The organism is Bacillus sp. YC2, from assembly GCF_019891195.1.
Lineage (GTDB): Bacteria > Bacillota > Bacilli > Bacillales > Bacillaceae > Bacillus.
The window spans coordinates 72,278-95,124 of the sequence record NZ_JAHXDO010000012.1; the positions used below are offsets into that span (position 1 = coordinate 72,278).

General features: G+C 45.1%; 19 protein-coding genes and 1 pseudogene. 12 read left to right on the forward strand and 8 right to left on the reverse strand.

Annotated elements, in window-relative coordinates; genetic code table 11:
* Nucleotides 1-17: 17 nt before the first annotated feature.
* The 4 genes and pseudogenes from KY305_RS16840 to KY305_RS16855 form a co-directional block, all read left to right on the forward strand.
* Nucleotides 18-1,106 (forward strand): annotated as a pseudogene (locus tag KY305_RS16840) (MFS transporter); the annotation flags it as partial.
* 27 nt (nucleotides 1,107-1,133) lie between these two features.
* Complete coding sequence (gene aroD, locus KY305_RS16845; protein WP_223063520.1) at nucleotides 1,134-1,895, forward strand: type I 3-dehydroquinate dehydratase; 762 nt, start codon at nucleotides 1,134-1,136, stop codon at nucleotides 1,893-1,895.
* Between the two features lie 41 nt (nucleotides 1,896-1,936).
* Nucleotides 1,937-2,821 carry a shikimate dehydrogenase gene (locus KY305_RS16850; RefSeq protein WP_223063521.1) on the forward strand — a complete coding sequence of 295 codons (885 nt, stop codon included), beginning with the start codon at nucleotides 1,937-1,939 and terminating at the stop codon, nucleotides 2,819-2,821.
* A 133-nt stretch (nucleotides 2,822-2,954) separates the two neighbouring features.
* Nucleotides 2,955-3,983, forward strand: coding sequence for a LacI family DNA-binding transcriptional regulator (locus KY305_RS16855; RefSeq protein WP_223063522.1), 1,029 nt, complete (start codon nucleotides 2,955-2,957; stop codon nucleotides 3,981-3,983).
* Between the two features lie 19 nt (nucleotides 3,984-4,002).
* Here KY305_RS16855 and KY305_RS16860 read toward each other — a convergent pair whose 3' ends face one another.
* Nucleotides 4,003-4,518, reverse strand: coding sequence for a type 1 glutamine amidotransferase domain-containing protein (locus KY305_RS16860; protein WP_214800417.1), 516 nt, complete (start codon nucleotides 4,516-4,518; stop codon nucleotides 4,003-4,005).
* Between the two features lie 224 nt (nucleotides 4,519-4,742).
* Between KY305_RS16860 and KY305_RS16865 the strand changes: the two genes are divergently transcribed.
* The 3 genes from KY305_RS16865 to KY305_RS16875 all read left to right on the forward strand — a co-directional run bounded on the left by KY305_RS16865 (nucleotide 4,743) and on the right by KY305_RS16875 (nucleotide 11,341).
* Entirely contained in the window at nucleotides 4,743-9,020 is a 4,278-nt protein-coding gene (locus tag KY305_RS16865; RefSeq protein ID WP_223063523.1) for a multifunctional 2',3'-cyclic-nucleotide 2'-phosphodiesterase/3'-nucleotidase/5'-nucleotidase, read from the forward strand.
* 471 nt (nucleotides 9,021-9,491) lie between these two features.
* Nucleotides 9,492-10,568, forward strand: coding sequence for a YibE/F family protein (locus KY305_RS16870; protein WP_223063548.1), 1,077 nt, complete (start codon nucleotides 9,492-9,494; stop codon nucleotides 10,566-10,568).
* Nucleotides 10,565-11,341 carry a YibE/F family protein gene (locus KY305_RS16875; RefSeq protein WP_223063524.1) on the forward strand — a complete coding sequence of 259 codons (777 nt, stop codon included), beginning with the start codon at nucleotides 10,565-10,567 and terminating at the stop codon, nucleotides 11,339-11,341. The genes KY305_RS16870 and KY305_RS16875 overlap by 4 nt, the downstream gene beginning before the upstream one ends.
* A gap of 55 nt (nucleotides 11,342-11,396) precedes the next feature.
* Here KY305_RS16875 and KY305_RS16880 read toward each other — a convergent pair whose 3' ends face one another.
* The 4 genes from KY305_RS16880 to treP all read right to left on the reverse strand — a co-directional run bounded on the left by KY305_RS16880 (nucleotide 11,397) and on the right by treP (nucleotide 16,115).
* Nucleotides 11,397-12,062, reverse strand: a complete 666-nt coding sequence (locus tag KY305_RS16880; protein ID WP_223063525.1) for an NAD(P)H-dependent oxidoreductase — start codon at nucleotides 12,060-12,062, stop codon at nucleotides 11,397-11,399.
* Nucleotides 12,063-12,196: 134 nt separating this feature from the next.
* A complete protein-coding gene (treR, locus tag KY305_RS16885; RefSeq protein ID WP_223063526.1) occupies nucleotides 12,197-12,913 on the reverse strand; it encodes a trehalose operon repressor in 717 nt (238 codons plus the stop codon).
* Nucleotides 12,914-12,936: 23 nt separating this feature from the next.
* Entirely contained in the window at nucleotides 12,937-14,622 is a 1,686-nt protein-coding gene (treC, locus tag KY305_RS16890) for an alpha,alpha-phosphotrehalase (RefSeq protein ID WP_223063527.1), read from the reverse strand.
* A 77-nt stretch (nucleotides 14,623-14,699) separates the two neighbouring features.
* Nucleotides 14,700-16,115 carry a PTS system trehalose-specific EIIBC component gene (gene treP / locus KY305_RS16895; protein ID WP_223063528.1) on the reverse strand — a complete coding sequence of 472 codons (1,416 nt, stop codon included), beginning with the start codon at nucleotides 16,113-16,115 and terminating at the stop codon, nucleotides 14,700-14,702.
* Nucleotides 16,116-16,391: 276 nt separating this feature from the next.
* Here treP and KY305_RS16900 point away from each other — a divergent pair, with 276 nt between their 5' ends.
* From KY305_RS16900 to KY305_RS16910, 3 genes are read left to right on the forward strand one after another with little or no spacing between them, the layout of a single operon-like run.
* Nucleotides 16,392-16,652 (forward strand): spore germination protein, encoded by a 261-nt coding sequence (locus tag KY305_RS16900; RefSeq protein WP_214800423.1) that lies wholly within the window; start codon nucleotides 16,392-16,394, stop codon nucleotides 16,650-16,652.
* 13 nt (nucleotides 16,653-16,665) lie between these two features.
* Nucleotides 16,666-16,908 carry a spore germination protein gene (locus tag KY305_RS16905; protein WP_214800424.1) on the forward strand — a complete coding sequence of 81 codons (243 nt, stop codon included), beginning with the start codon at nucleotides 16,666-16,668 and terminating at the stop codon, nucleotides 16,906-16,908.
* 14 nt (nucleotides 16,909-16,922) lie between these two features.
* Nucleotides 16,923-17,354, forward strand: coding sequence for an Hsp20/alpha crystallin family protein (locus KY305_RS16910; protein ID WP_223063529.1), 432 nt, complete (start codon nucleotides 16,923-16,925; stop codon nucleotides 17,352-17,354).
* A gap of 10 nt (nucleotides 17,355-17,364) precedes the next feature.
* Here the strand turns inward: KY305_RS16910 and KY305_RS16915 are convergent, their stop codons facing one another.
* Complete coding sequence (locus KY305_RS16915; protein WP_223063530.1) at nucleotides 17,365-17,742, reverse strand: DnaJ family domain-containing protein; 378 nt, start codon at nucleotides 17,740-17,742, stop codon at nucleotides 17,365-17,367.
* Nucleotides 17,743-17,989: 247 nt separating this feature from the next.
* Here KY305_RS16915 and ltaS point away from each other — a divergent pair, with 247 nt between their 5' ends.
* The gene (gene ltaS, locus KY305_RS16920) at nucleotides 17,990-19,927 is read left to right on the forward strand and encodes a lipoteichoic acid synthase (RefSeq protein WP_223063531.1); all 1,938 of its coding nucleotides are present in this window, start codon (nucleotides 17,990-17,992) and stop codon (nucleotides 19,925-19,927) included.
* Nucleotides 19,928-19,965: 38 nt separating this feature from the next.
* On the opposite strand, the gene KY305_RS16925 is transcribed toward ltaS, so the two are convergent.
* Nucleotides 19,966-20,412: a YfmQ family protein gene (locus KY305_RS16925; RefSeq protein WP_223063532.1), complete on the reverse strand. Its 447-nt coding sequence runs from the start codon at nucleotides 20,410-20,412 to the stop codon at nucleotides 19,966-19,968.
* 131 nt (nucleotides 20,413-20,543) lie between these two features.
* On the reverse strand, nucleotides 20,544-21,920 hold the full coding sequence (nagE, locus tag KY305_RS16930; RefSeq protein ID WP_223063533.1) for an N-acetylglucosamine-specific PTS transporter subunit IIBC: 1,377 nt from the start codon (nucleotides 21,918-21,920) through the stop codon (nucleotides 20,544-20,546).
* Nucleotides 21,921-22,084: 164 nt separating this feature from the next.
* Here nagE and map point away from each other — a divergent pair, with 164 nt between their 5' ends.
* Nucleotides 22,085-22,834, forward strand: a complete 750-nt coding sequence (gene map, locus KY305_RS16935) for a type I methionyl aminopeptidase (protein WP_223063534.1) — start codon at nucleotides 22,085-22,087, stop codon at nucleotides 22,832-22,834.
* Nucleotides 22,835-22,847: the final 13 nt, after the last annotated feature.

Consider the following 22,847-nt stretch of genomic DNA (forward strand, 5'->3'; position numbering starts at 1 on the left):
TTAGTAGAACGATATACCTATCAAAACAGCTCCATACCTCAGCAGCCGGCGTCAGCTACTTGGTATCTGCCATCGGAATCGGAAAGCTGATTTCGCTCCTGTTCGCAGGAAAGCTCTCGGATACATTCGGAAGACGTCCGTTTATCGTGTCAGGAGCGTTTATTTATCTTATTTTTCTTATCGGTATTCCGCTCTCAGCCGACTATACGGCTGCCTTTATCTTTGCAATTTGCGCGGGGGTCGCTAACTCCTTCTTAAATTCTGGAACATACCCGGCTCTTATTGAAGGGTTTCCGAAAAACGCAAGCTCAGCAACTGTGTTAATTAAGGCATTTGTATCCATCGGCGCAACCGTGCTTCCGTTCTTTATCGGGTTTATTGCCGACAGACATTTATTTTACGGATGGACGTTTTTCGTGCCGGGCATTATTTTCTTCTTAAACGGATTTTTCTTGTTGAAGGTTCCGTTTCCGAATCATAAACAGAAAGAAGCTGACGAAGCTGTCCCATCAGAAAATCAATTCAAGACACAGCCTTCTATTTGGCGCGAAGGTCTTGCCATTATCATTTTAGGTTTTTCATCCACCGCGCTGTTTATGCTTGTTCAAGTATGGCTTCCTAAGTTCGGGCAATCTGTTTTAGGCATGCCTGAAGTACAAGCTGTGAAATTATTAAGTTATTACAGCATCGGCTCACTTGTTTCTGTTATTTTGCTGGCCGTGTTATTAAACAGAGTCATTAAACCGATGACGGTGATGGTCTTGTATCCGGCGATTGCAGCCGTTGCGCTGCTTGCTCTCATTTCTATTCATCAGCCGGCCGTATCCGTCATCAGCTCATTTGTCATCGGCCTTTCGACTGCGGGCATTCTGCAATTGGCGATGACGGTCATGGCCATTTTATTCCCTAAAAATAAAGGAACCATCACATCTTTTGTTAATATAGCATCAAGCTTATCTTTTATTGTCATTCCGCTTGTAACAGGAGCGATTTCAAAAGCGGCGGGTCTGACGCCTGTATTCCTGCTTGATATCGGGATCGCCATCGTCAGCGTCCTTCTCGCTTTGTTTATCGGCATCCGCTTTAAACAAGTGATGAAAGCCTAACTATTTTTTTAAGGGAGAGGATTTATCATGAATTCCATTACAATCAAAAACAAGGTCATCGGTGAAGGACTTCCGAAAATCATTGTGCCTTTGATGGCATCAGAAGAGAAAGAACTTCTTCAAGAAATGGAAGACGTCAATACACTTCACCCTGACATTATTGAATGGCGGGTTGATGTGTACGAGCATGTTGACAGCTTAGACGCCGTTAAGGACATGATTCAGAAAGTGAGAAAAGCGGCGGGTGACACACCTCTGCTCTTCACTTTCAGAAGCCATAAAGAAGGCGGAAAGAAAGTCATTGAAGACAGCTTTTACGTTGAATTGGTGAAAACAGCGATAGAAACAAAGCAGATTGACCTCGTTGACGTTGAATTGTTCACGGGTGAAGCCGAAGTAAAATCGATTGTGGCAACAGCGGAAGCGAACGGCGTGTACGTCGTCATGTCGAATCATGATTTTCATAAAACACCGGAAAAAGAAGAAATCATCTCCCGCCTGCGCAAAATGCAGGAATACGGCGCGCACATTCCTAAAATTGCGGTAATGCCGCAATCAACGGAGGATGTCTTCGTATTATTGGACGCCACACATACGATGAAAACCAAATACGCAGACCGGCCGATCATCACGATGTCTATGGCTGGAACAGGCCTGATCAGCCGACTTGCCGGCGAAGTCTTCGGCTCCGCATGCACATTCGGCGCAGGCAAAGAAGCATCTGCGCCCGGACAGATTCCTGTTGATGAACTGCGCAGTGTATTAACGATTTTAAACAAAAACATGTAATCAGAACCTGAAAACTGAATTGACTAACGGAGGATTACATCATGAAGAAAGACTTAGGACGCATTAACGGAAAAACACAACTCATCGGATTGTTTGCCACACCGATCGGACACTCATTATCTCCGACGATGCACAACCTGGCATTTAAAAAATTAGGGCTGAACTACGCCTACCTCGCTTTTGAAGTCGGGAATGAACAGCTTCAAGATGTGGTAACAGGCATGCGTGCATTAAACGTAAGAGGCTTTAACGTATCAATGCCGAACAAAATGAAAATCCTTCCTTACCTTGATGAACTCGCCGATTCAGCGAAATTCACCGGGGCGGTTAATACCGTTGTCAATGAAAACGGCACATTGATCGGCCATTCAACAGACGGAATGGGATACGTCCGCAACTTAAAAGAGCACGGCATTGATATTACAGGCAAAAAAATGACGCTTGTCGGCTCCGGCGGCGCGGCTACTCCGATTGCGATCCAATCCGCATTGGAAGGCCTCGGCGAAATTTCGATCTTCGCCCGCAATGACGCCTTTTTCGAAAAAGCGAAAGAAAATATCCGCATGATTAACGAGGATATGAAAGATTCTCTTTGTAAAGCGAATATTTTCCCGCTCGAAGATAAAGAAGCGCTGCGTGCCGAAATCGCATCAAGCGATATTTTCGCAAACGGAACGGGCGTCGGCATGAAGCCGCTGGAAGGCTTGAGCGTCATTGAAGATACTTCGATGCTCCGCCCGGATCTGATTGTGACAGACGTTGTGTACAACCCCGTGAAGTCTAAATTGCTCGAACAAGCTGAAGAAGCCGGCTGCCAAACCATTAACGGCCTCGGCATGATGCTTTGGCAGGGCGCCATGGCGTTTGAATATTGGACAGGCCGGGAAATGCCGGTTCAATACATTAAAGAGCAAATGTTTGAATAAGAAATCGTCCAAAAGCGCTGAGAGACACTTCGTCTCCCGGCGTTTTTTCATTTTCGCCCTCTCCCCTTTCTTCTCAGGCAAGAAAACGATTATAATGGTTGTAAGAATCCATACCAAGTGAGGAATACGACGTATGAAACAACAAAAAAAACGGGTGACACTGCAGCAAGTGGCTGAGCATGCGGGCGTGTCAACATCCACCGCCTCTCTGATCGTCCGCAATAATCCGAGAATTTCAGAAGCGACCCGCGAAAGAGTGCTCCAATCTATGCGGGATCTGGGTTATGTATATGATCGGGTCGCCGCGAATTTACGATCACAGACGTCGACGACTGTAGGACTGATCATTACTGACATTTCCAATACATTTTTCTCAGAATTTCTGATCGGTGTTCAAAATACGTTAGAAGACGTCGGATTAACAGTGCTTTTAGGAACGACGTTCGATTCTGTCGCCAAGCAGGATCAGCTGATTTCAACCATGCTGGAACACCGGGTCGGCGGATTGATTTTGTGCCCTGTTTCAGGAGCAGCCGAGGAAACGCTTTCACGCCTTGAGCAGCTTGATATTCCGGTTGTGCTCGCCGTCAGGGAAATTGCCGATGCCGACTGTGATTTTGTCGGAGCTGATTATGAAGAAGGAACCTATAAAGCCGTTCATCACTTCATAGAAAAAGGCCATAAGGACATTGCGTTTCTAGGCGGAGTGAAAAACTCCTCTACATGGACGAAACGAATGCAAGGCTTTGAAAAAGCGCTTCATGAAGCAAATCTTGAGGTAAGGAATGAATTTGTAATTGACAGCGCTCCGACCCGCGAGGAAGGATATGAAGCCGTGATGAAGCTGCTCCGTCAGCCGGCTCGCCCCTCCGCGATTTTCTGCTTCAGTGATTTGGTTGCGTTCGGCGTGATGCAAGGGGTAAGACAGGCCGGTCTCATTCCGGGAGAGGATATTGATATTGTCGGATTTGATAACGTGCCGGAAGCTGAGATTTCCTATCCCCCTCTCACCACCGTTTCATCATTTCCGCGGCAGTCAGGCAAGGAAGCCGCTCAATTGCTGCATCACAAGCTCACCGATCCCCAGCACAAAAAACAGCGCATCATCCTGCCGCCTGAGCTGGTCGTCAGGGAATCCTCATCAAAAAAGCGGAACGCCTAAGGGGCGTCCCGCTTTTCTTTTAAGCAAGCAATTTTAAAGATTCGCGATTAAACGCGGGAATGTCATCTGGCGTACGGCTTGTGACCAGCTGATTTTGGCAGACAACGACTTCTTCATCCACCACATTCGCACCGGCGTTTTCCATATCAATCCGAATGGACGTGAACCCTGTCGCTTTCCGCCCGTCCAATGTTTTCGCGTTGATTAGGAGCTGAGGGCCGTGGCAAATGGCGAATACCGGTTTTTTATCATCCATAAATGTTTTAGCAAATTGAACGAAGCGGTCATCCGCGCGAAGCATATCAGGCGAGAATCCGCCTGGGATCAGCAGTGCATCGAAGTCTTTCGGATTGACATCATCGATGGACGCGTCCACTTTCACTTCCGCTTCCCCTTGCTTGCCCTTTACTGTTTTTCCTTTTTCCTGTTCAATGACCGTTAATTCATGACCTGCATCTTGAAAAGCTTTCGCAGGCTCAGTATACTCGACATCCTCAAAATAGTCTGTTAACACAACTGCAATTTTTTTACCCATGGTTATACTACCTCCTGCTTGATGAAGTCTACATAAAACAATGTACCCCAGCCACACTAAAGTAAAACATACAAGGCACGGCCCTCACCATCCCTTTTTACGTAGGTCATTATCCTCATTTTTCATCTTTTTACGAGAATCATTATGAAATCTATATAAAGTTTCACAAAATATTCTTACAATGGAACTGCATAACAAAAAATTTGTTGAAAGGTGGAGAACAGGTGAGAATACAGAAAAGACGATGCAGCGTCAATATGACACTCCGTATTCTGCTGCCCCTAGTTATGATACTTAGTCTAATCCTCCCCACATCACCCATTAAAGCAGAAGAAAACAAATCCTCCCGTGTGAACCTCAGTATTTTAGCGACAACTGATGTTCATGCCAACATGATGGATTACGATTACTACAGCGACAAAGCAACAACTGAATTCGGGCTTGCCAGAACAGCTCAGCTGATTTCAAAACACAGGCAGGAAAACCCGAACACACTGCTTGTCGATAACGGAGATTTGATCCAGGGAAATCCTCTTGGAGAATACGCCGTAAAATATGAGAAAAACGATATTATCTCAGGCGCGAAGACCCATCCGATTATTGAAGTGATGAACCAATTGCACTATGACGCAGGAACACTCGGCAATCATGAATTTAATTACGGGCTCGACTTTTTAGACGGCACAATCAAAGGCGCTGACTATCCGATCGTCAACGCCAATATTAAAACCATGAGCGGCAAGAACCGCTTTACGCCGTACGTGATTCAAGACAAAACGGTGACGGATGAAAACGGAGAAAAGCAGCAGGTTAAAGTGGGCTATATCGGCTTTGTCCCGCCTCAGATTATGACGTGGGATAAAAAAAATCTCGAGGGCAGCATTCAGGTGCAGGACATTGTCGAATCCGCCAAAGAAACCATTCCGAAAATGAAGGCTGAAGGCGCCGATGTCATCATCGCCCTTGCGCACAGCGGAATTGAAAAAAAGGCGCAATCTGCCGGAGCGGAAAATGCCGTTTTTGATCTGGCTACAAAAGTAAACGGAATAGATGCGATTGTATCCGGCCACCAGCACGGGCTTTTCCCTGATGCGGAATACAAAGGCGTCGATAAATTCAACGTGGATAAAGGAACGATTAACGGCATCCCTGTTGTCATGTCAAGCAGCTGGGGCAAATATGCGGGCGTCATCGACCTCCAGCTCGAAAAAACAGACGGCGCGTGGCACGTGTCTGATTCGAAAGGCAGTATCGAGCCGATCGCCGGCAATGTGACTTCAGAAAACGAAACCGTCGTCAATACGGTTAAAAAAGCGCATGAAGGCACACTGAAATACATCAGAGAACCCGTCGGCCAAACAAAAGCCGATATCAACAGCTTCTTCGCCCAAGTCAAAGACGATCCGTCCATTCAAATCGTGACGGACGCGCAAAAATGGTATGCCGAAAACAAGATGAAGGATACGCAATATAAAAATCTGCCCATCCTCTCGGCAGGCGCTCCGTTTAAGGCCGGCGGCCGAAACGGCTCCAGCTACTACACCAATATTGCAGCCGGCGATCTTGCCATTAAAAATATCGGTGATCTATACCTGTATGACAATACGGTTCAGATCGTCAAACTGAAAGGAAGCGAAGTCAAAGACTGGCTTGAAATGTCCGCCGGGCAATTCAATCAGATTGACGCCGCAAAAGGCGGCAGCCAAGCGCTTCTGAATGACGGTTACCGCTCTTATAATTTTGATGTCATTGACGGCGTCACCTATCAGGTCGATATCACCAAACCGGCCAAGTACAATGAAAACGGGACGGTAATCCATCCTGACTCAAGCAGAATCGTCAACCTTTCTTATAAAGGAAAACCCGTCAGCGCGAATCAGGAATTTCTGATCGTCACAAACAATTATCGCGCTTCAGGAGGCGGCGGCTTCCCTCACTTGAGCAATGATAAAATCGTTTACTCATCAGCCGATGAAAACAGACAAGTATTAATGGATTATATTATCCAGCAGAAAACGATTAATCCGAAGGCCGATAATAATTGGTCCATCCTGCCGGTCAAAGGGACAAACCTGACATTTGAATCCTCCCTGTCTGCGAAACCTTTTGCCGACCGGGCAGACGACGTCGCTTATATCGGCGAATCAAAAAATGCGGGCTACGGACAATACAAGCTGCAATTTAAAGATGAGGAGCCCGGCACAGATCCGCCGAAAGATGAGACGTGGAAGCTCACCGTCATGCATACAAATGACACGCACGCCCACCTGGATAACGCGGCGAGACGGATGACGAAAATCAAGGAGATCAGAAGCGAAACCGACCGCAGCATTTTGCTCGATGCGGGAGATGTATTCTCCGGTGATCTCTATTTTACAAAATGGCAAGGGCTGGCCGATTTGAAGATGATGAATAAAATGGGCTATGACGCAATGACCTTCGGAAACCATGAGTTCGATAAAGGCCCGACTGCTCTCGCCAGCTTCCTCAGCGGCAACGGCAGCGCCGTTGATCCGGCCGGCACATATAATTTTCAAGCGCCGGATTTCCCGATCGTCAGCGCAAACGTTGATGTCTCCAAAGAGGCAAAGCTGAGTCCGTTTATTAAAAAGCCGGACACCTTTACAGCGGGGAAAAAGAAAAAAGCAGGCATCCATCCGTACATTTTGCTTGATGTCAACGGCGAAAAAGTCGCCGTGTTCGGCTTAACGACAGAAGATGCATCCACCACATCAAGCCCCGGGAAGAGCATCGTGTTTAATGACGCCTTTGAATCAGCGCAAAAAACGGTAAAAGAAATTCAAGATAAAGAACATGTAAATAAAATTATCGCCTTGACCCATATCGGCCATCAGCGCGATCTCGATCTGGCCAAAAAAGTAAAGGGCATTGACTTAATCGTCGGCGGCCATACGCACACCTTGGTTGACAAAATGGAGGTTGTGAAAAATGAAGAGCCGACCATTGTGGCCCAAGCGAAGGAATATGGCGAATATTTAGGGCGGGTTGATGTCGCCTTCGATCAAAACGGCGTCGTACAGCCGGGACAATCCTCCCTTCAAGCGCTGCCGATTGACGAACAGACAAAAGAAGAGCCGAACATGAAACAAGAGCTCGATACGTTTAAAAACGAGCTCGTATCGGTCAAAAATGAAAAAGTCGGCTATACAAAAGTAGCGCTGGACGGCCAGCGCGAGCATGTCCGCTCAAAAGAAACAAACCTCGGCAATTTCATCGCTGACGGCATGCTGCAAAAAGCGAAGGAAGCCGCGGGCGCTCAATTCGCCATCACAAACGGAGGCGGTATCCGAGCAGGGATTGACAAAGGAGACATCACGCTCGGAGAGGTTTTGAATGTGATGCCGTTCGGCAATACGCTTTACGTTTCGGATTTAACCGGAAAACAAATCAAAAAAGCGCTGGAGCAAGGATTAAGCGGCATTGAAGCTGAAGGCGGCGCCTTCCCTCAGGTTTCCGGATTGACATACACGTTCACGCTGAATCATAAGCCGGGAAACCGCGTTCTTAACGTTGCAGCCGTGCAAGATGACGGCAGCACACAGCGTATTTCCGATGACAAAACCTACAGGGTCGCCACCAATAACTTTGTCGGTGCGGGCGGAGACGGCTATTCCGTTTTTAACGAGGCTTCTCATCAAGAAGATCTGGGCTTTGTCGACTATGAAATTTTCACGGAGCAGCTTGAAAAATTGGGGAAACAGGTCGAACCGAAAGTAGACGGCCGCATCCAGGAAGTCTATCTCCCGACGAAACAAAAAGACGGAACGTGGACGCTTGAAAATGATGACGCGTTTTCCGTCTATGCGAAAAACGCCAACACACCGATTGTCTATTATGATAAAACTGACGGTGCAAAAAAACCGATTGACCTGAAAGTAACCAAAAAGCAGATCGGCCTGTTAAAGGACAGAGAATCCGATCCTTCTCTCACGATATTTCATGACAAGTTCAGCATGAAAATGCCGATGGCCAATGTGAGCGCGGCCGACACCCGGTTCGGCGTGACGCCAAAAGGAAAAATGAACGCTTCTCTGTCAAATGTGTACGATTTTAATATGAAGCAAAACAACAAAGAAGTGAAGACATTCAAAGCGCCGGTCAAGCTCACCCTGCGCATTGACAATACGAAAAAAGCAAACCATCCGGGCATTTATCATGTAGACCGAAAAAAGAAAATCTATACAAAAACGGACAACGGCTCGGTCTCACATGATATCGCCACGGGCTATACCAATCACTTCAGCGAATACACGGTGTTAAATGCGAACGCAAAGAGCACTCCGCCGACAAGCGGAGATAACGGCTCAGGAAAGCAGCCTTCTTCCGGCACCAAACCCGGCGGACATTTGCCGGGCGGCTTATTGCCTGACACCGCTACAGTCATGTATTCCATCCTCCTTGCCGGATTAATCATCAGCGCACTCGGTACAGCGCTGTATCTGTATCAGAGAAGAAGAGGTAAAAAGGCAAGCCAGGCATAAAAAAAGAGCTGCTCTGCAAGCTGAGCTCTCCTAATGTAATATTAGGAGAGCTTTAATATTGTGCAGACATCAAAATCTGTTTTGCAAATAAATTCGAGCGATTTATTTTGAAGCCATATCTTCTGCGTTTGTAAATCCGAAACCCCTTATATTTTCCTCGTATTGTTATTACGTATGCCACGAAGACATTATAGAGATAAAACAATTCAGTTCTTTTGGAACAGATTCGACAACAGTATAGCTGAATGATAAAATATGAGGCATTCCGCGATACAGACTCACCTTAAAAATTGGTAAAGATAAAAGCAGGACTAAAGCCAATTACATCTGTACGTGTATCATATCAAGTTTATTCTATACTTCACAGCGGGTCTCATCTGCGAGGGTACTGCCCTATATGGAGGGTTGTTTTTGATTAAAAGAGGAATATTAAACAAATTAACTTACAAACAAATTTTGTTTTATATCATAATGGCGCTTTGCTTTGTCACCTCTGTTGTTTTCGTTAATCAAAATGATTCATTTTACGAACGTCCAATCGCCCAAGTCACCAAAACGAAGCTGGCAGATCAAACTGAGATGCAGGATATGCATAAAAATAAAGATAGGCTTTTCACACAGCATATAATAGCTCGGATTAAAAATGGCGAGAAAAAAGGTCAGCTCATCCATTTGACTAATCAGTATTCATCATCTGGAGCTAATGATCAAGAATATCATGTCGGAAATGAATTGTTTGTTTCAATTGATAAGAAGACAAAAGAAAATAAAGATTTAACTGGAAGCATAATAGACAAAAAACGTGATAAACAGCTTTTGGCAGTCGTCTGGATTTTTATTTTCACTTTACTTATTGTTGGAAAAAAACAAGGTTTATTTTCTATTATCAGCTTGGGGTTTAATGCCGTTTTGCTATCATATGCATTAGATTTATACCGGCATAATCCAAACATAGGTTTAACCTTCATATGTTGTATAAGCATTATTATATTTACTGCCATATCTTTGTTACTTGTTAATGGTTTTAACGAAAAAACATATGCAGCTATAGCTGCGACCCTGTTAGGAACGTTTATTTCGCTATTCATTGCTTATGCAGTTATGGTGTTAACTTCAGATAAAGGTCTTCGATTTGAAGAGATGCAATATCTGACTCGTCCTTATCAAACTGTGTTTATGGCAGGAGTATGTATTGGTTCGTTAGGAGCAGTAATGGATGTGGCCATTACAATGTCTTCATCTATCTTTGGGTTATATGAAGAAAATAACGCTATATCAATAAAAGCACTTAAGAGTTCAGGGATGGAAATTGGAAAAGATATTATGGGCGCCATGACAAACATTCTATTTTTCGCCTATATAAGCGGCGCCATCCCAATGATGGTATTGTATTTCAAGAATGATTCGCCAATCGGCTTTACCCTATCTATGAACATTTCATTGGAGTTAGCCAGGGCGTTAGCCGGAGGTATCGGAATTGTGTTAACCATTCCGTTGGGTCTGTATACTTCTATTTTCTTTGTTAAACGAAAGAAGGCAAGATCATGAATGTATTAGTATCTCTTGCAGCCATTTTATTTGTATTGATGATCTTAATCGGAGGAAAAAAAGGAGCGAGGTCTTTTATTGCTTTATTTTTAAACTTTGCTGTGCTTTTCCTCACCATCATTCTAATGACAGACCCGCATATAGATCCGATTATCTTAACATTGATTTCATCGACTGTAATTAGCTGTGTTACGCTTTTTTATATTAATGAAGTGAACATCAAAACCATTACAGCATTTATTTCTACATTGATCACAATTATTATTTTACTCTTTTTTATTCTCGCCGTAACAAAAAAGACGATGATTCAAGGATTTGGTGAAGAGGAATTAGGGGATCTTGGCATATTCACTCTTTTTGTCGGAGTTAATTTTGTTAAAATTACTGCCGCGATGATTATTATGAGCACAATAGGATCAATTACTGATGTGGCGATTTCTATTACATCTCCCATGCGCGAAATATTAATTCATAAACCATTCATGAGCAGGAAAGATTTATTCAAATTTGGATTAAGTATCGGAAGAGATATTTTAGGAACAAATACAAATACATTATTCTTCGCTTTTTTTGGAAACTATTTAGCACTGCTTTTATGGTTTAAAGACTTATCGTATTCTTTTGGGAAATTAGTGAACTCAAAAGTGTTTAGTGCTGAAATGGTCACTATACTTTGTGCCGGAATCGGGATAGGTCTGATCATTCCCATTACATCTTGGATTAGCGCCTATTTTTTAGAGAAAACAACTAAGAACAATAAGACAATTAAATAGCTGCCGGGATGTTCTCGGCAGCCTTCAGCCGCTCATATCGAGCGGCTTTTTTCTTTTACACCCACTTCACTACATCTTCAACGGCAGATCTTGTTTTCGGACGCGGTTCTCTGACCCGGTAACCGAATGCAGCCATGACGGAGATGTCGAAGCTTCCGTTTTCCAAGAGGCCTTCTTCCTCCAAGATACGGTGAATTTCTTTGTAGTTGAAACCCTCAACCGGGCAGGAGTCGATGCCGATTTGCGCAGCGGCCGTCATCATATTGCCGAGAGCAATATACGTTTGTTTTGATGCCCAGTCAAACATCGCTCTGTCGGATGCAAGCAGATTGAAATCATCTTTCTGGAATTCTTCAGTTTTGCTTAAATAGCCTTCATACATATCATCCGGCATTTTTTTGACTTGTTTCAAATGATTTTTGACATAGCCGGAGTCAAAGCGAATATCCTTAGCCGTCCGGGCAAGCAGCACAACAAAGTGGCTGGCGGTCGGAAGCTGCTTTTGCGCGCCCCATGTAAATTCACGAAGTTTTTCACGAAGCTCGGGATTCTGGACAACGACAAATTTCCAAGGCTCCAGTCCGAGTGAACTCGGAGACAATCTTCCCGTTTCTAAAATGAATTCAAAATCGCTTTCTGAAATTTTTTTCTCCGGGTCAAATTCCTTTGTCGCGTGTCTGAACTGATACGCGTCAAGGATTTGCTGTTTTTTTTCTGACATACGGTATCTCTCCTTTAACTGATGTTATGTTCTATTGTAGCCATTATTTTTGAAAGTACCAGTACGCACATTTTTGTTGGATAGTATCCATTTTGATACTTCATAAAAAAACGGGCTGCCGGAGCAGTCCGTTTTTATTTTTCTCTTCTCGCAAAATCGACAAACCGAAATTTATCGAGCCTGTGCCGGCTTTCTGTATATTGAAAGAGGCTGGTGTCTTCCAAAAAGACCCGGTTTTTCACAACCGCCATGTGGCTGTATCCGCCAAGGTCCAAATACTTGCGGTCTTCCTCCGTTGCCGGCTCGACGACAATTTCCTTTTGCGCGTAGCTGATGGAAAGACCAAGCTCCCCTTCAAGATATTCGTAAATCGAATCTTCACAAATAGCCTTCGTTAAGAGCGGCACATGCTTTTTGACAAAGTAATCCTTGTCCAAGATGATATGTTCCCCGTCAATGCGCCTCGATCTGACGACTTCCCACACCTCTTCATTCATCTCCTGCTGAAGCTCTTTCGCGGCAGAAACCGCAGGCAGTATCAGCCCGAGACGGTGAACCGCTGTTTTCGTGTCTTTTCCGAGCGTCTCCGCCAGCTCCTTAAAACTGATAAGACCGGAGACGGGAAACTGCATTTTTTCTCTGTTTAAAATGACAGAGCCTTTTCCTTTGATTTTCTGGATGTAGCCGTTTTGCGCCAGCATATTGAGCGCTTTGCGGACGGTTTCTCTTGATGTGCCGTATTGATCGCACAATTCATTTTCAGACGGAAGAATGTCTTCAGCCTTCCGCTGTTCGCTTTCGATTTGCTGCACAATGTCTTTATAGATTGTGATATATTTATTCACTTTCATTTATGACCACCCAGATTAGTTTATCACGGTTTGGTGAGATGATAAACGATCGACTCATACGGGCGGAGCGTCAATTGCTTCAGGCTGCCTTCTCTCGGTTCGTCATTTGTCAAAAGCACGGTATACCGCCAGCCGTCCCGGTCTTCAAACGGAAGCGTAAAATCCGCTTCTTTCCCATAGAAATTATTGACCGCCAGCAGCTTTTCATTAGTTCCGTGTCTGACATACGCCAGGATCGCCGGATCGTCCTCAGCCAGCAGTTCAAACGTTCCTTCGGTTACGATGTCATAATCCTTTCTGATCCTGATGAGCTTTTGATAATGATAGAAAATCGAATCCGGGTCTTTTAAAGCCGCTTCAGCATTGACTTCCCGATAATCGTCTGAAATAGGTATCCACGGCGTTCCGGTCGTGAAACCGCCGTAAGGCTCACTGTTCCATTGAACGGGCGTTCTTGAATTGTCTCTTGATTTTTGTTTTAAAATGGCGATGATGTCTTCCTCCGGCCTTCCCTCTTCCTTCATCTGCCTGTAGATATTCAGTGATTCGACGTCACGGTATGAGCTGATGTCATCGAACTTCGGATTGCCCATGCCGAATTCCTCGCCTTGATAAATGTAAGGTGTGCCCTGCATCATATGAATGGCCGTTGCCAGCATTTTCGCAGATTTTTTCCGGTAGATGCCGTCGTCGCCGTATCTGGAAACGACCCGGGGCTGATCGTGGTTGCACCAGAATAACGCATTCCAGCCCCCGCCCTTATGCATCTCCGTCTGCCAAAACGCCAAAATCTGTTTCAGCTTCAGAAAGTCAAACGGAGCGAGCGCCCATTTTTCGCCGTTCGGATAATCCACCTTTAGGTGATGAAAGTTAAAGGTCATATCAAGCTCTTCATTTGCCGGATTTGTGTAGCGGACACAGTGTTCAGCCGTTGTCGAGGACATTTCGCCGACTGTCATGCTGTCATATTTGGAAAACACCGCTTGATTCATCTCATGCAGAAATTCATGCACACGCGGGCCGTCGGTATAGCAGGGACGCCCGTCACGGCCGTTCTTTGCGTCAGGAAACGATTGATCCTTGGAAATAAGGTTGATGACATCAAGCCGGAAACCGTCGATCCCCTTTTGAAACCAAAAATGCATCATCTCATAAATCCGCTTTCTCATCTCTTCATTTTCCCAGTTCAAGTCAGCCTGAGACACGTCAAACAGATGCAAATAATGCTGACCGGACGCTGGATCGAGTTTCCATGCAGAGCCGCCGAATTTTGATTCCCAATTGTTCGGCGCCGCGCCGTCACCCTTCGCATCTTTCCAAATGTAAAAATCGCGATACGGGCTGTCAGGTGAGGCTATGGCTTCTTTAAACCATTGATGCTCAACAGATGTATGGTTCACAACAAGATCCATGACGACCTTTATTCCCCTTTGATGCGCCTCATCCAGCAGGCGTTCAAAGTCCTCCATTGTTCCGTATTCTTTATAAATGCTGTAATAATCGCGGATGTCATAGCCATTGTCGTGCTGAGGAGAATCGTAAATCGGCGTAAGCCAAATGACATCAATCAGGAGTTCTTTTAAATAATCGAGTTTTTCTATAATGCCGTTCAGATCGCCGACACCGTTTCCGGTCGTATCATTAAAGCTCTTCGGATAAATTTGATACACTGCCGCCTTTTTCCACCATGGTGTTTTTTCTGTTTTCATTTTTATCACCGCCTGTAAAAGTTTGAGTTGAAGGGGAAAAGGGACGGCCTGAAAAGAAGGCTCGCCCTGAGATTCCTCTATTTTTTTTGCTTCAGCCGCGCATACCCGTATGTTCCTGCAAACGGGAGAATCAGCACGATCAGCATTCCGATCGCAAATGCCCCCCAGTACTGGCTCATAATGGAGAAAATGCCCGGCACGCCGCCGACACCGACTGAGCTTGCCAGAACCCCTTTTACGGAAATGTACATCCCTGCGATTCCCGAGCTGATCATGGCGATCACAAACGGAAATTTGTAGCGCAGATTCACACCGAAAATCGCCGGCTCCGTAATGCCCAAATAAGCGGAAATTCCGGCCGTCAGCGACAGGCCTCTTTGTTTTTTATCTTTGAGAATCAGCATCATTGCCAGCGCAGCCGAGCCTTGCGCAATATTAGAGAGCGCAAGCATCGGCCATAAAAATGTGCCGCCGAGCTTTGAACCGATCAATTGAAGATCAACAGCAAGGAACGTGTGATGCATGCCTGTGATAACGAGTGCAGAATACAAGCCCCCGTACAATAAGCCGCCAAGGGCTGAGAATTTTCCGAAAACCGCAATCAGCCCTGATGTCAATGCGTTTCCGATTGCAAATGTAATCGGGCCGATGATGACAAAAGAAAGAAATCCGATCACCAGAAGTGTCACCGGAGCGACGACTAACAGCTGAATGCCTTCTGGCGTCCGCTTTGTCAAAAAGAGCTCCAGCTTGGCAAGCAAATATGATGCAAGCAAAATCGGAAGCACCTGTCCTTGGTAACCGACCTTCTGAACCTCTAAGCCGAATAGATTCCAAACCGGAATCTCGCCGCTTTGCTCGGCGGCCCCGTATCCCCATGCGTTCAGCAAATCAGGATGCACAAGCATAACCCCGAGCACAATACCTAAGAGCGGACTTCCTCCGAACCGCTTCACCGCCGACCAGCCGATTAACGCCGGCAGGAAAGTAAAGGCCGTTCCCGCAATCAGGTTAATCATATTAGCGAGATCCGCCCACTGCGGATAAACTTGAACGATGGATTTCGAGCTGAAGAAAATGCCTTCCGCCGTTAATATGTTGTTAAGCCCCATCAAAAGCCCCGCCGTCACAATGGCAGGCAAAATCGGGATAAAAATATCCGCAAGCGTTTTCACTGCACGCTGCAAAGGATTCATTTTATGCTCAGAGGCCTGCTTCACTTCCTCCTTCGTCGCTTCGCCGATCCCTGTTTCCTTCACCAATTCTGCATATACCTTATTCACGGTCCCTTGCCCGATCACGACTTGAAACTGCCCGTTCACAGCAAACGAGCCCTTTACAACGTCTATCTCATCAAGCACTTTTTGATCCACTTTGCCTTCATCTATTAACGCAAACCGCAATCGCGTAACACAATGAGTTGCCGCAGCAATATTGTCGATTCCTCCGACGGCATCGACAATCTGCCGTGCAGATCGGTTAAGCTCACCCATGCCAACCCCTCCGTAACCGTTTTCATTTTGTCTTCTAAACTTGTATATACATGTTTATGACTCTATTGTAATGATGTATATACATGTCGTCAATCTATTTTTTATAGCGCTTTCATCACAAATATACTCCAAAAGGCCTTAAGGGATTAAAAAAAGGCCCCTCTGGCGCCGGGACCTTGTTCGCTTATGTTCTGAAATGCCTGTCCGCAGATCATTCACAACGGAAGCACAAGAAGCATACAGTACTGTACAACTAAGATAAAGAGGTGTGAAGAGATGCCATCCACTGTTATCAACTTGTACTATTTGAAGATTAACAGTATTTCAGGCAACGGATCTATTACGATCGGGGAAGCGGCATACAACAGTCCCACCACCAATAACAAATCACAAGGGCTTAACTCTTCATTCGGTGATACGTCACCTATAGAATCAATGATGGAGAACTTCTTAAATGATCCTGATGTAAACGACCAGACTGCAATCGGAACCGCAGATACCGCAAATATTACTCCGGTGCCGCCCATTATAGATTAAAGGAGTTTTTCATATGCCTTACCAAATTAACGTCGTCAATATAAAGGTAAACGGGGCTACGCAAAACGGGAACGTTGATATCGGCCAGACGGTGCAAAACAGCCACACCGCAAACAGTAAGTTTGTCGGTGCAAACTTTTCCTTAGGAGATTTTTCACCTCCGGCCGGATTTTTAAATTCGGGCCATCTTGATCCTGATGTCAGCGATCAAGACCAGATTGCCAATCCGTCCATGCCGATTGCAAATCAAATTTAGGGGAGTCTGCCGTTATGGATCTTGAAAAAATGAGAAAATGGCTTGAGATTACCAATGAGCACAAGCCAAGCGAATTTTGGACCAATGTCCTGAAACAAAAATCTCCCGAGGATTTTTTTGCCTCACAACAAGACACCCTGATTTACGATGTCTATCAGGATGAACAATACAATTTTATTATTATTGAGATGCCCGGTGTATATGAAGAAGAATTAACGATGAGGCTGATATCAAAAACACAGCTGAACATTAAAGGAACGGTCACGCCTCTTTTCCCCGCAAATATGGAGCTGCGGCGGAAAAGGCAATACGGAGAATTTGATGAAACGATTCAGCTTCCTGAACCCGCTGAGCCGCAGCTTCTGCAAGCGCAGTGCCTAAACGGCTTATTGCATATTTCTTATCCGAGGCTCGTGGAGCACATCCCTTTTCATAAGAAAATGTGAACGAAAGCGATTACGTGCGTCCGAACCGCTGATATACGTTCTCCTTATAATGAGAGGATGCGGGTGTTGAGAACATATCTTTTTTCTCAATCAGCCGATCGAGCCTGACTTGTTTTTCCGTCCGTTTCTTCTCGAGTTGCTCAAGTTCCGTTTCATTACGGCACTTCGCAATCAAATGGTCTAACGTCATCAGCTCTTTTTTCAGCGCCCCTTCATCCTCAGCCATTCCGGCATTTTTTAAAAGGCGGTAGCCCATTCTGAGCGATTCCGGAAGATGTGCGGCATCGTCTTTCGGCAGGGGCTTTCCCATTCCTTTGATGCTCTGAAATTCTCCGTCCTTTATGGCACGCTTTATTTTATCCTCCGCAACAATATGGGCAATATCCATATATGGTCACCTCTTTTTCCGATAATGAAATATGATATCATACACACGCTTCAATCCCCAATTTATTCCTTTTCTGCATTTCCCGAGACAGCATTCTCCAGACAAACCGCTTATGCGACAGCGTTTTTCGCCTCTTTTCCGATGTGTCTTTTCCACCTTTTCTATTTGCTGGTTTCATGGTATATTGATTACGTTCGTTTTTTCTATCGTTCCGTTTAAACCGTGATCGGAAAAAAGGAGTGTAACAATGAAAACATTTATAAAAGAAAGAGGACTTGCCTTCTTCTTGATAGCGGTCGTGTTATTGTGGGTGAAGACATATGCTGCTTATATTTTAAACTTTAACTTAGGCATAGACAACACGATCCAGAAAATATTGCTTTTTGTGAATCCGTTAAGCTCCAGCTTGTTCTTTCTTGGATTTGGGCTTCTATTCAAGAAAAAATTACAGCAGACAGCCATTATTGCGATTCATTTTTTAATGTCATTTTTGCTGTACGCAAATATCGTGTACTATAGATTCTTTAATGATTTTATTACGATTCCGGTTCTCATGCAGGCGAAAACAAACGGCGGCCAGCTGGGAGACAGTGCTTTCTCATTAATGAGATGGACTGACGTCTTCTACTTCCTTGATACCGTCATTTTGATTATTTTAGCCATTAAGATGAAAAAACCGGCTGAGAAAACGGCTAAAAAATCATTCCGAATCGTTTTGGCTTCCGCGGTGCTCGTGTTCTTAATCAACCTGGCCGTTGCGGAATCCGACCGTCCCGAGCTGCTGACGCGCTCATTTGACCGAAATTATTTGGTTAAATATTTGGGAACGTACAACTTTACGATTTATGACGCTGTACAGAATGTGAAATCAAACAGCCAGCGCGCGCTTGCCGATTCAAGCGATGTGACGGATGTGGAAAACTATATGAAGGCTAATTATGACGTGCCGAACAACGTATATTTCGGAAAAGCCGAAGGGAAAAACGTCATTTACGTCTCATTAGAGTCTTTGCAATCCTTTATCATTGATTACAAAATTAACGGCAAAGAAGTCACACCGTTTTTAAACAAACTGGCGCATGATCAAAACACATTCTACTTTGATAACTTTTTCCACCAAACGGGACAAGGTAAAACATCCGATGCGGAATTTATGATGGAGAACTCTCTGTACCCGCTTGCGCAAGGTTCAGTTTTCGTAAACAAAGCACAAAACACGCTTCAGTCGGTTCCCGCTATACTGAAGGGCAAAAATTACACATCTGCCGCTTTCCACGGAAATACGCAGACCTTCTGGAACCGAAATGAAATGTACAAAGCGGAAGGCATCGACAAGTTTTTCGACTCTGCTTATTATGACATGAGCGAAGAGAACACGAAAAACTACGGTATGAAAGACAAACCGTATTTCAAAGAATCCATGCCGCTTCTGAAAAGCCTGCCGCAGCCGTTCTATACGAAGTTCATTACGCTGTCCAACCACTTCCCATTCGGAATGGATAAAGAAGACACGGACTTCCCGGCAGGAGACTTTGGCGATTCTGTCGTCAACAACTACTTCCAGTCAGCAAACTATCTGGATGAGTCGATCGAGCAATTCTTTAAAGACCTGAAAAAAGACGGCCTGTACGATAAATCCATTATCGTCATGTACGGAGACCACTACGGCATCTCTGAAAACCACGATAAAGCGATGGCGAAAGTACTCGGCAAAGATGAAATTACGGATTACGACAATGCCCAGCTTCAGCGGGTTCCGCTCTTTATTCACGCTCCGGGCGTCAAAGGCGGACAGATTCATAAGTATTCCGGTGATGTCGATGTCGCACCGACCGTTCTTCATTTGCTCGGCGTCGATACGAAGGATTATCTCATGTCAGGTTCTGATATCTTATCGAAAGAACACCGGGAAGTCATCCCGTTCCGTAACGGCGACTTCATTTCACCTAACTATACGAAAGTATCCGGCAAGTATTATGATACAAAAACCGGCAGACTCTTGAAGGATTCAGAAGTTGACAAAAAAGAAGACTCTCTCGTCAAGACTGAACTCGAAATGTCTGATAAAATCATCAACGGTGACCTGCTTCGTTTCTATCAGCCTAAAGGATTCAAGAAGGTAGATCCGACACAATACGATTACACGAAACGTGATGATTCTTCATCAGAGGATCAAAATCAATAAACAAAAGCCAGATCATGAAATGATCTGGCTTTTGTATGTTATAGGCTCCCAGTTACGGCCATAGAGCGCTGTTGAAGGCTGTCGGATAAAAGTGAATACGCGACTACTTTCTTCTTTTGCTGTTTGACGACATCCACGTGATCTTCGTAGCTGTACACAAATAGCGTAACGTCTTTTTTGCCCTTTTTCGTCTCAATGACAAGCGGAGCGGCTCCGTTTTCCGGATGTAAATAAAGCTGTTCATCCCCCGGGTATATATAATGCCGCTCTAAAAAAACGGCTTCGTTCAAATCATGAATAATCTGGCTTTTGTCTTCACCTTCCAAGGTTTTTCCGCCGCAGGATACGGTGGCAGACACGTCACTGAGTTTCGAATGAATTTCAAATTTGCGGAGAATCCACTCCACAGCACCGGTCGGAAGGCACGTCAGCACTATCTTAATAAGACTTATGACAATAATAGAAACTACTGCAATCCATGTCACCTTTCATCATCTCCATTATATTTCTACATGAATCGTAACATAGGACGGTCAGTTGTTATTTGTACATTATGTGAAACTTGATATGGTTTCCAAATAAAAAGCCGGATCAAATGAATGATCCGGCTTTTCTATTACGGCTGATCGGCACGCCGGACAGCCTCTCTCAATTCCTCCGCGGCAAATTCCACGTTCGGCCCGATAATGACCTGTGCCGTTTTGCTTCCCGTTTTGATGACCCCTTTTGCCCCGGCTTTTTTAAGAACACCTTCATCAATGAGGGACGTATCCTTCACTGTCAGTCTGAGACGTGTCGCACAGTGGTCGATGGTTTCGAGGTTTTGTCTTCCGCCGAGCCCCTTGAGCATTACATTCTCCTGAACGGCACCGGCCGTATCCTCGCCGAGCACCTCTTCTTCATCTTCATCATCTTCCCGCCCCGGCGTTTTCAAGTTTAACGTTTTGATCAGCACGTAGAAGACGACAAAATATAATACCGCATAACAAAGTCCGACGACGAGCAATAGCAGCGGTTTTTCCGCAATGCCGTAGCTGAGCAGATAATCAATCGCCCCCGCTGAAAATGAAAAACCGGACCGTATGCCGAGAACATTTACGATAAATAAGGAAAAACCGGTTAATAAAGCATGTACTCCGTATAAGAGCGGTGATAAAAACATAAACGCGAATTCAATCGGTTCTGTAATTCCGGTAATAAAGGCGGTCAGCGCGAGACCGATCATCATTCCCGCCGTCGCCTTGCGTTTACTCGGCTTAGCCGTTGCAATCATCGCGAGACATGCAGCCGGAAGCCCAAACATCATAATCGGGAAGAACCCCGTCATATATGTGCCGGCTGTCGGATCTTTGGCAAAAAAGCGGGCCAAGTCTCCCGTCTTTCCGTGAAACTCGCCAAACTGAAACCAAAAAATATTGTTGAGCACATGATGAAGCCCGAATGGAATTAAAAGTCTGTTAAAAAATCCGAAAATTCCCGCTCCGATTCCGCCAAGCCCGATCATCCACTCTCCAAATGACGTAATGACCGACTGAATCGGCGGCCAGACAAACCCTAAAAGCCCTGCCAAAATGATGGTGATAACGGCCGTTACGATCGGAACGAGCCTGCGGCCGCTGAAAAACCCGAGATATTCAGGCAGCTTCGTATCTTTAAAACGGTTATACGTGTACCCCGCGATTAATCCCGCGATAATTCCCCCGAATACGGCCATGTTATTTGTATTGTTAATTGATTTAACAGCCGCATCCAGCATAGTATAGGAGATTGCTCCTGATAAAGCGGCAGCTCCGTTGCTGTCCTTGGAAATGCCGATGGCGATACCGATCGCGAAAATTAAAGGCAAATGATCAAATACCGCTGTCCCCGCCGCGTAAATAAACGGAATATTTAATAAGTCCTCCCTGCCAATGGCCAAAATGATGCCCACTGCGGGCAGAACAGCAATCGGAAGCATAAAAGATTTCCCGAGTTTTTGCAAAAATTGAAGCATAACTCCCATCCCCCTTCTTTTTTCTCAAATATACCATATAAGATAACTAGTTATCTATACCAATTTTCCTTATCTTTTTGTGACAAGTCTTGTTGGTTTTCTATTTATAAAGCAGTTGTGGTAAGCTTGAATCAGATGATTAAAAATAGAAAGCGGGAATGACAATGATTGTAACAAACGATCAAGAATTAGAAGGCTTAAAAAAAATCGGCAGAATCGTGGCGCTGGCGCGTGAAGAAATGAAGAAAAAAGCGGAGCCCGGCATGAGCACAAAGGACCTTGACCTGATTGGAAAGGCGGTGCTTGACGGGCACGGCGCCGCTTCCGCTCCGGAAAAGGAATACGACTTTCCCGGCGTGACGTGCATCAGCGTAAATGATGAAGTGGCGCACGGCATTCCGAGCGCCTCCAAAATATTAAAAGCGGGAGATCTCATTAATATTGATATTTCAGCAGAGTTCGGCGGTTTTTACTCTGATACGGGTATTTCGTTTGTACTCGGCGAGGGCGACGAACGTCTGCAAAAGCTCTGCAATTGTGCAGCGTCTGCATTTGAAAAAGGGCTTGAACAGGCAAAGGCCGGCAAGCGGCAAAACCAAATCGGCAGAGCCGTCTATCATGAGGCGCGCTCAAACGGCTTTACCGTCATCAAAACGCTGACGGGCCACGGCATAGGCAGAAGCCTTCATGAAACGCCGAACCACATTATGAATTACTATGATCCGTTTGATAACGCGCTGTTCAAAAATGGCACGGTCATCGCGCTTGAGCCGTTCATCTCGACAAAAGCCGAAACGGTTGTTGAAGCGGGAGACGGCTGGACCTATAAAACGCCGGATAAAAGCCTTGTCGCCCAAGTGGAGCATACAATCGTGATTACAAAAGACAAACCGATCATTTTAACAGCGCTATAATGTTTGATCCCCC

Bases quoted from the DNA above. Each gene is read 5' to 3' on its own strand.
- aroD (WP_223063520.1), top strand. From the start codon at position 1,134: ATGAATTCCATTACAATCAAAAACAAGGTCATCGGTGAAGGACTTCCG.
- KY305_RS16850 (WP_223063521.1), top strand. From the start codon at position 1,937: ATGAAGAAAGACTTAGGACGCATTAACGGAAAAACACAACTCATCGGA.
- KY305_RS16855 (WP_223063522.1), top strand. From the start codon at position 2,955: ATGAAACAACAAAAAAAACGGGTGACACTGCAGCAAGTGGCTGAGCAT.
- KY305_RS16860 (WP_214800417.1), bottom strand. From the start codon at position 4,518: ATGGGTAAAAAAATTGCAGTTGTGTTAACAGACTATTTTGAGGATGTC.
- KY305_RS16870 (WP_223063548.1), top strand. From the start codon at position 9,492: ATGGCGCTTTGCTTTGTCACCTCTGTTGTTTTCGTTAATCAAAATGAT.
- KY305_RS16875 (WP_223063524.1), top strand. From the start codon at position 10,565: ATGAATGTATTAGTATCTCTTGCAGCCATTTTATTTGTATTGATGATC.
- KY305_RS16880 (WP_223063525.1), bottom strand. From the start codon at position 12,062: ATGTCAGAAAAAAAACAGCAAATCCTTGACGCGTATCAGTTCAGACAC.
- treR (WP_223063526.1), bottom strand. From the start codon at position 12,913: ATGAAAGTGAATAAATATATCACAATCTATAAAGACATTGTGCAGCAA.
- treC (WP_223063527.1), bottom strand. From the start codon at position 14,622: ATGAAAACAGAAAAAACACCATGGTGGAAAAAGGCGGCAGTGTATCAA.
- treP (WP_223063528.1), bottom strand. From the start codon at position 16,115: ATGGGTGAGCTTAACCGATCTGCACGGCAGATTGTCGATGCCGTCGGA.
- KY305_RS16900 (WP_214800423.1), top strand. From the start codon at position 16,392: ATGCCATCCACTGTTATCAACTTGTACTATTTGAAGATTAACAGTATT.
- KY305_RS16905 (WP_214800424.1), top strand. From the start codon at position 16,666: ATGCCTTACCAAATTAACGTCGTCAATATAAAGGTAAACGGGGCTACG.
- KY305_RS16910 (WP_223063529.1), top strand. From the start codon at position 16,923: ATGGATCTTGAAAAAATGAGAAAATGGCTTGAGATTACCAATGAGCAC.
- KY305_RS16915 (WP_223063530.1), bottom strand. From the start codon at position 17,742: ATGGATATTGCCCATATTGTTGCGGAGGATAAAATAAAGCGTGCCATA.
- ltaS (WP_223063531.1), top strand. From the start codon at position 17,990: ATGAAAACATTTATAAAAGAAAGAGGACTTGCCTTCTTCTTGATAGCG.
- nagE (WP_223063533.1), bottom strand. From the start codon at position 21,920: ATGCTTCAATTTTTGCAAAAACTCGGGAAATCTTTTATGCTTCCGATT.
- map (WP_223063534.1), top strand. From the start codon at position 22,085: ATGATTGTAACAAACGATCAAGAATTAGAAGGCTTAAAAAAAATCGGC.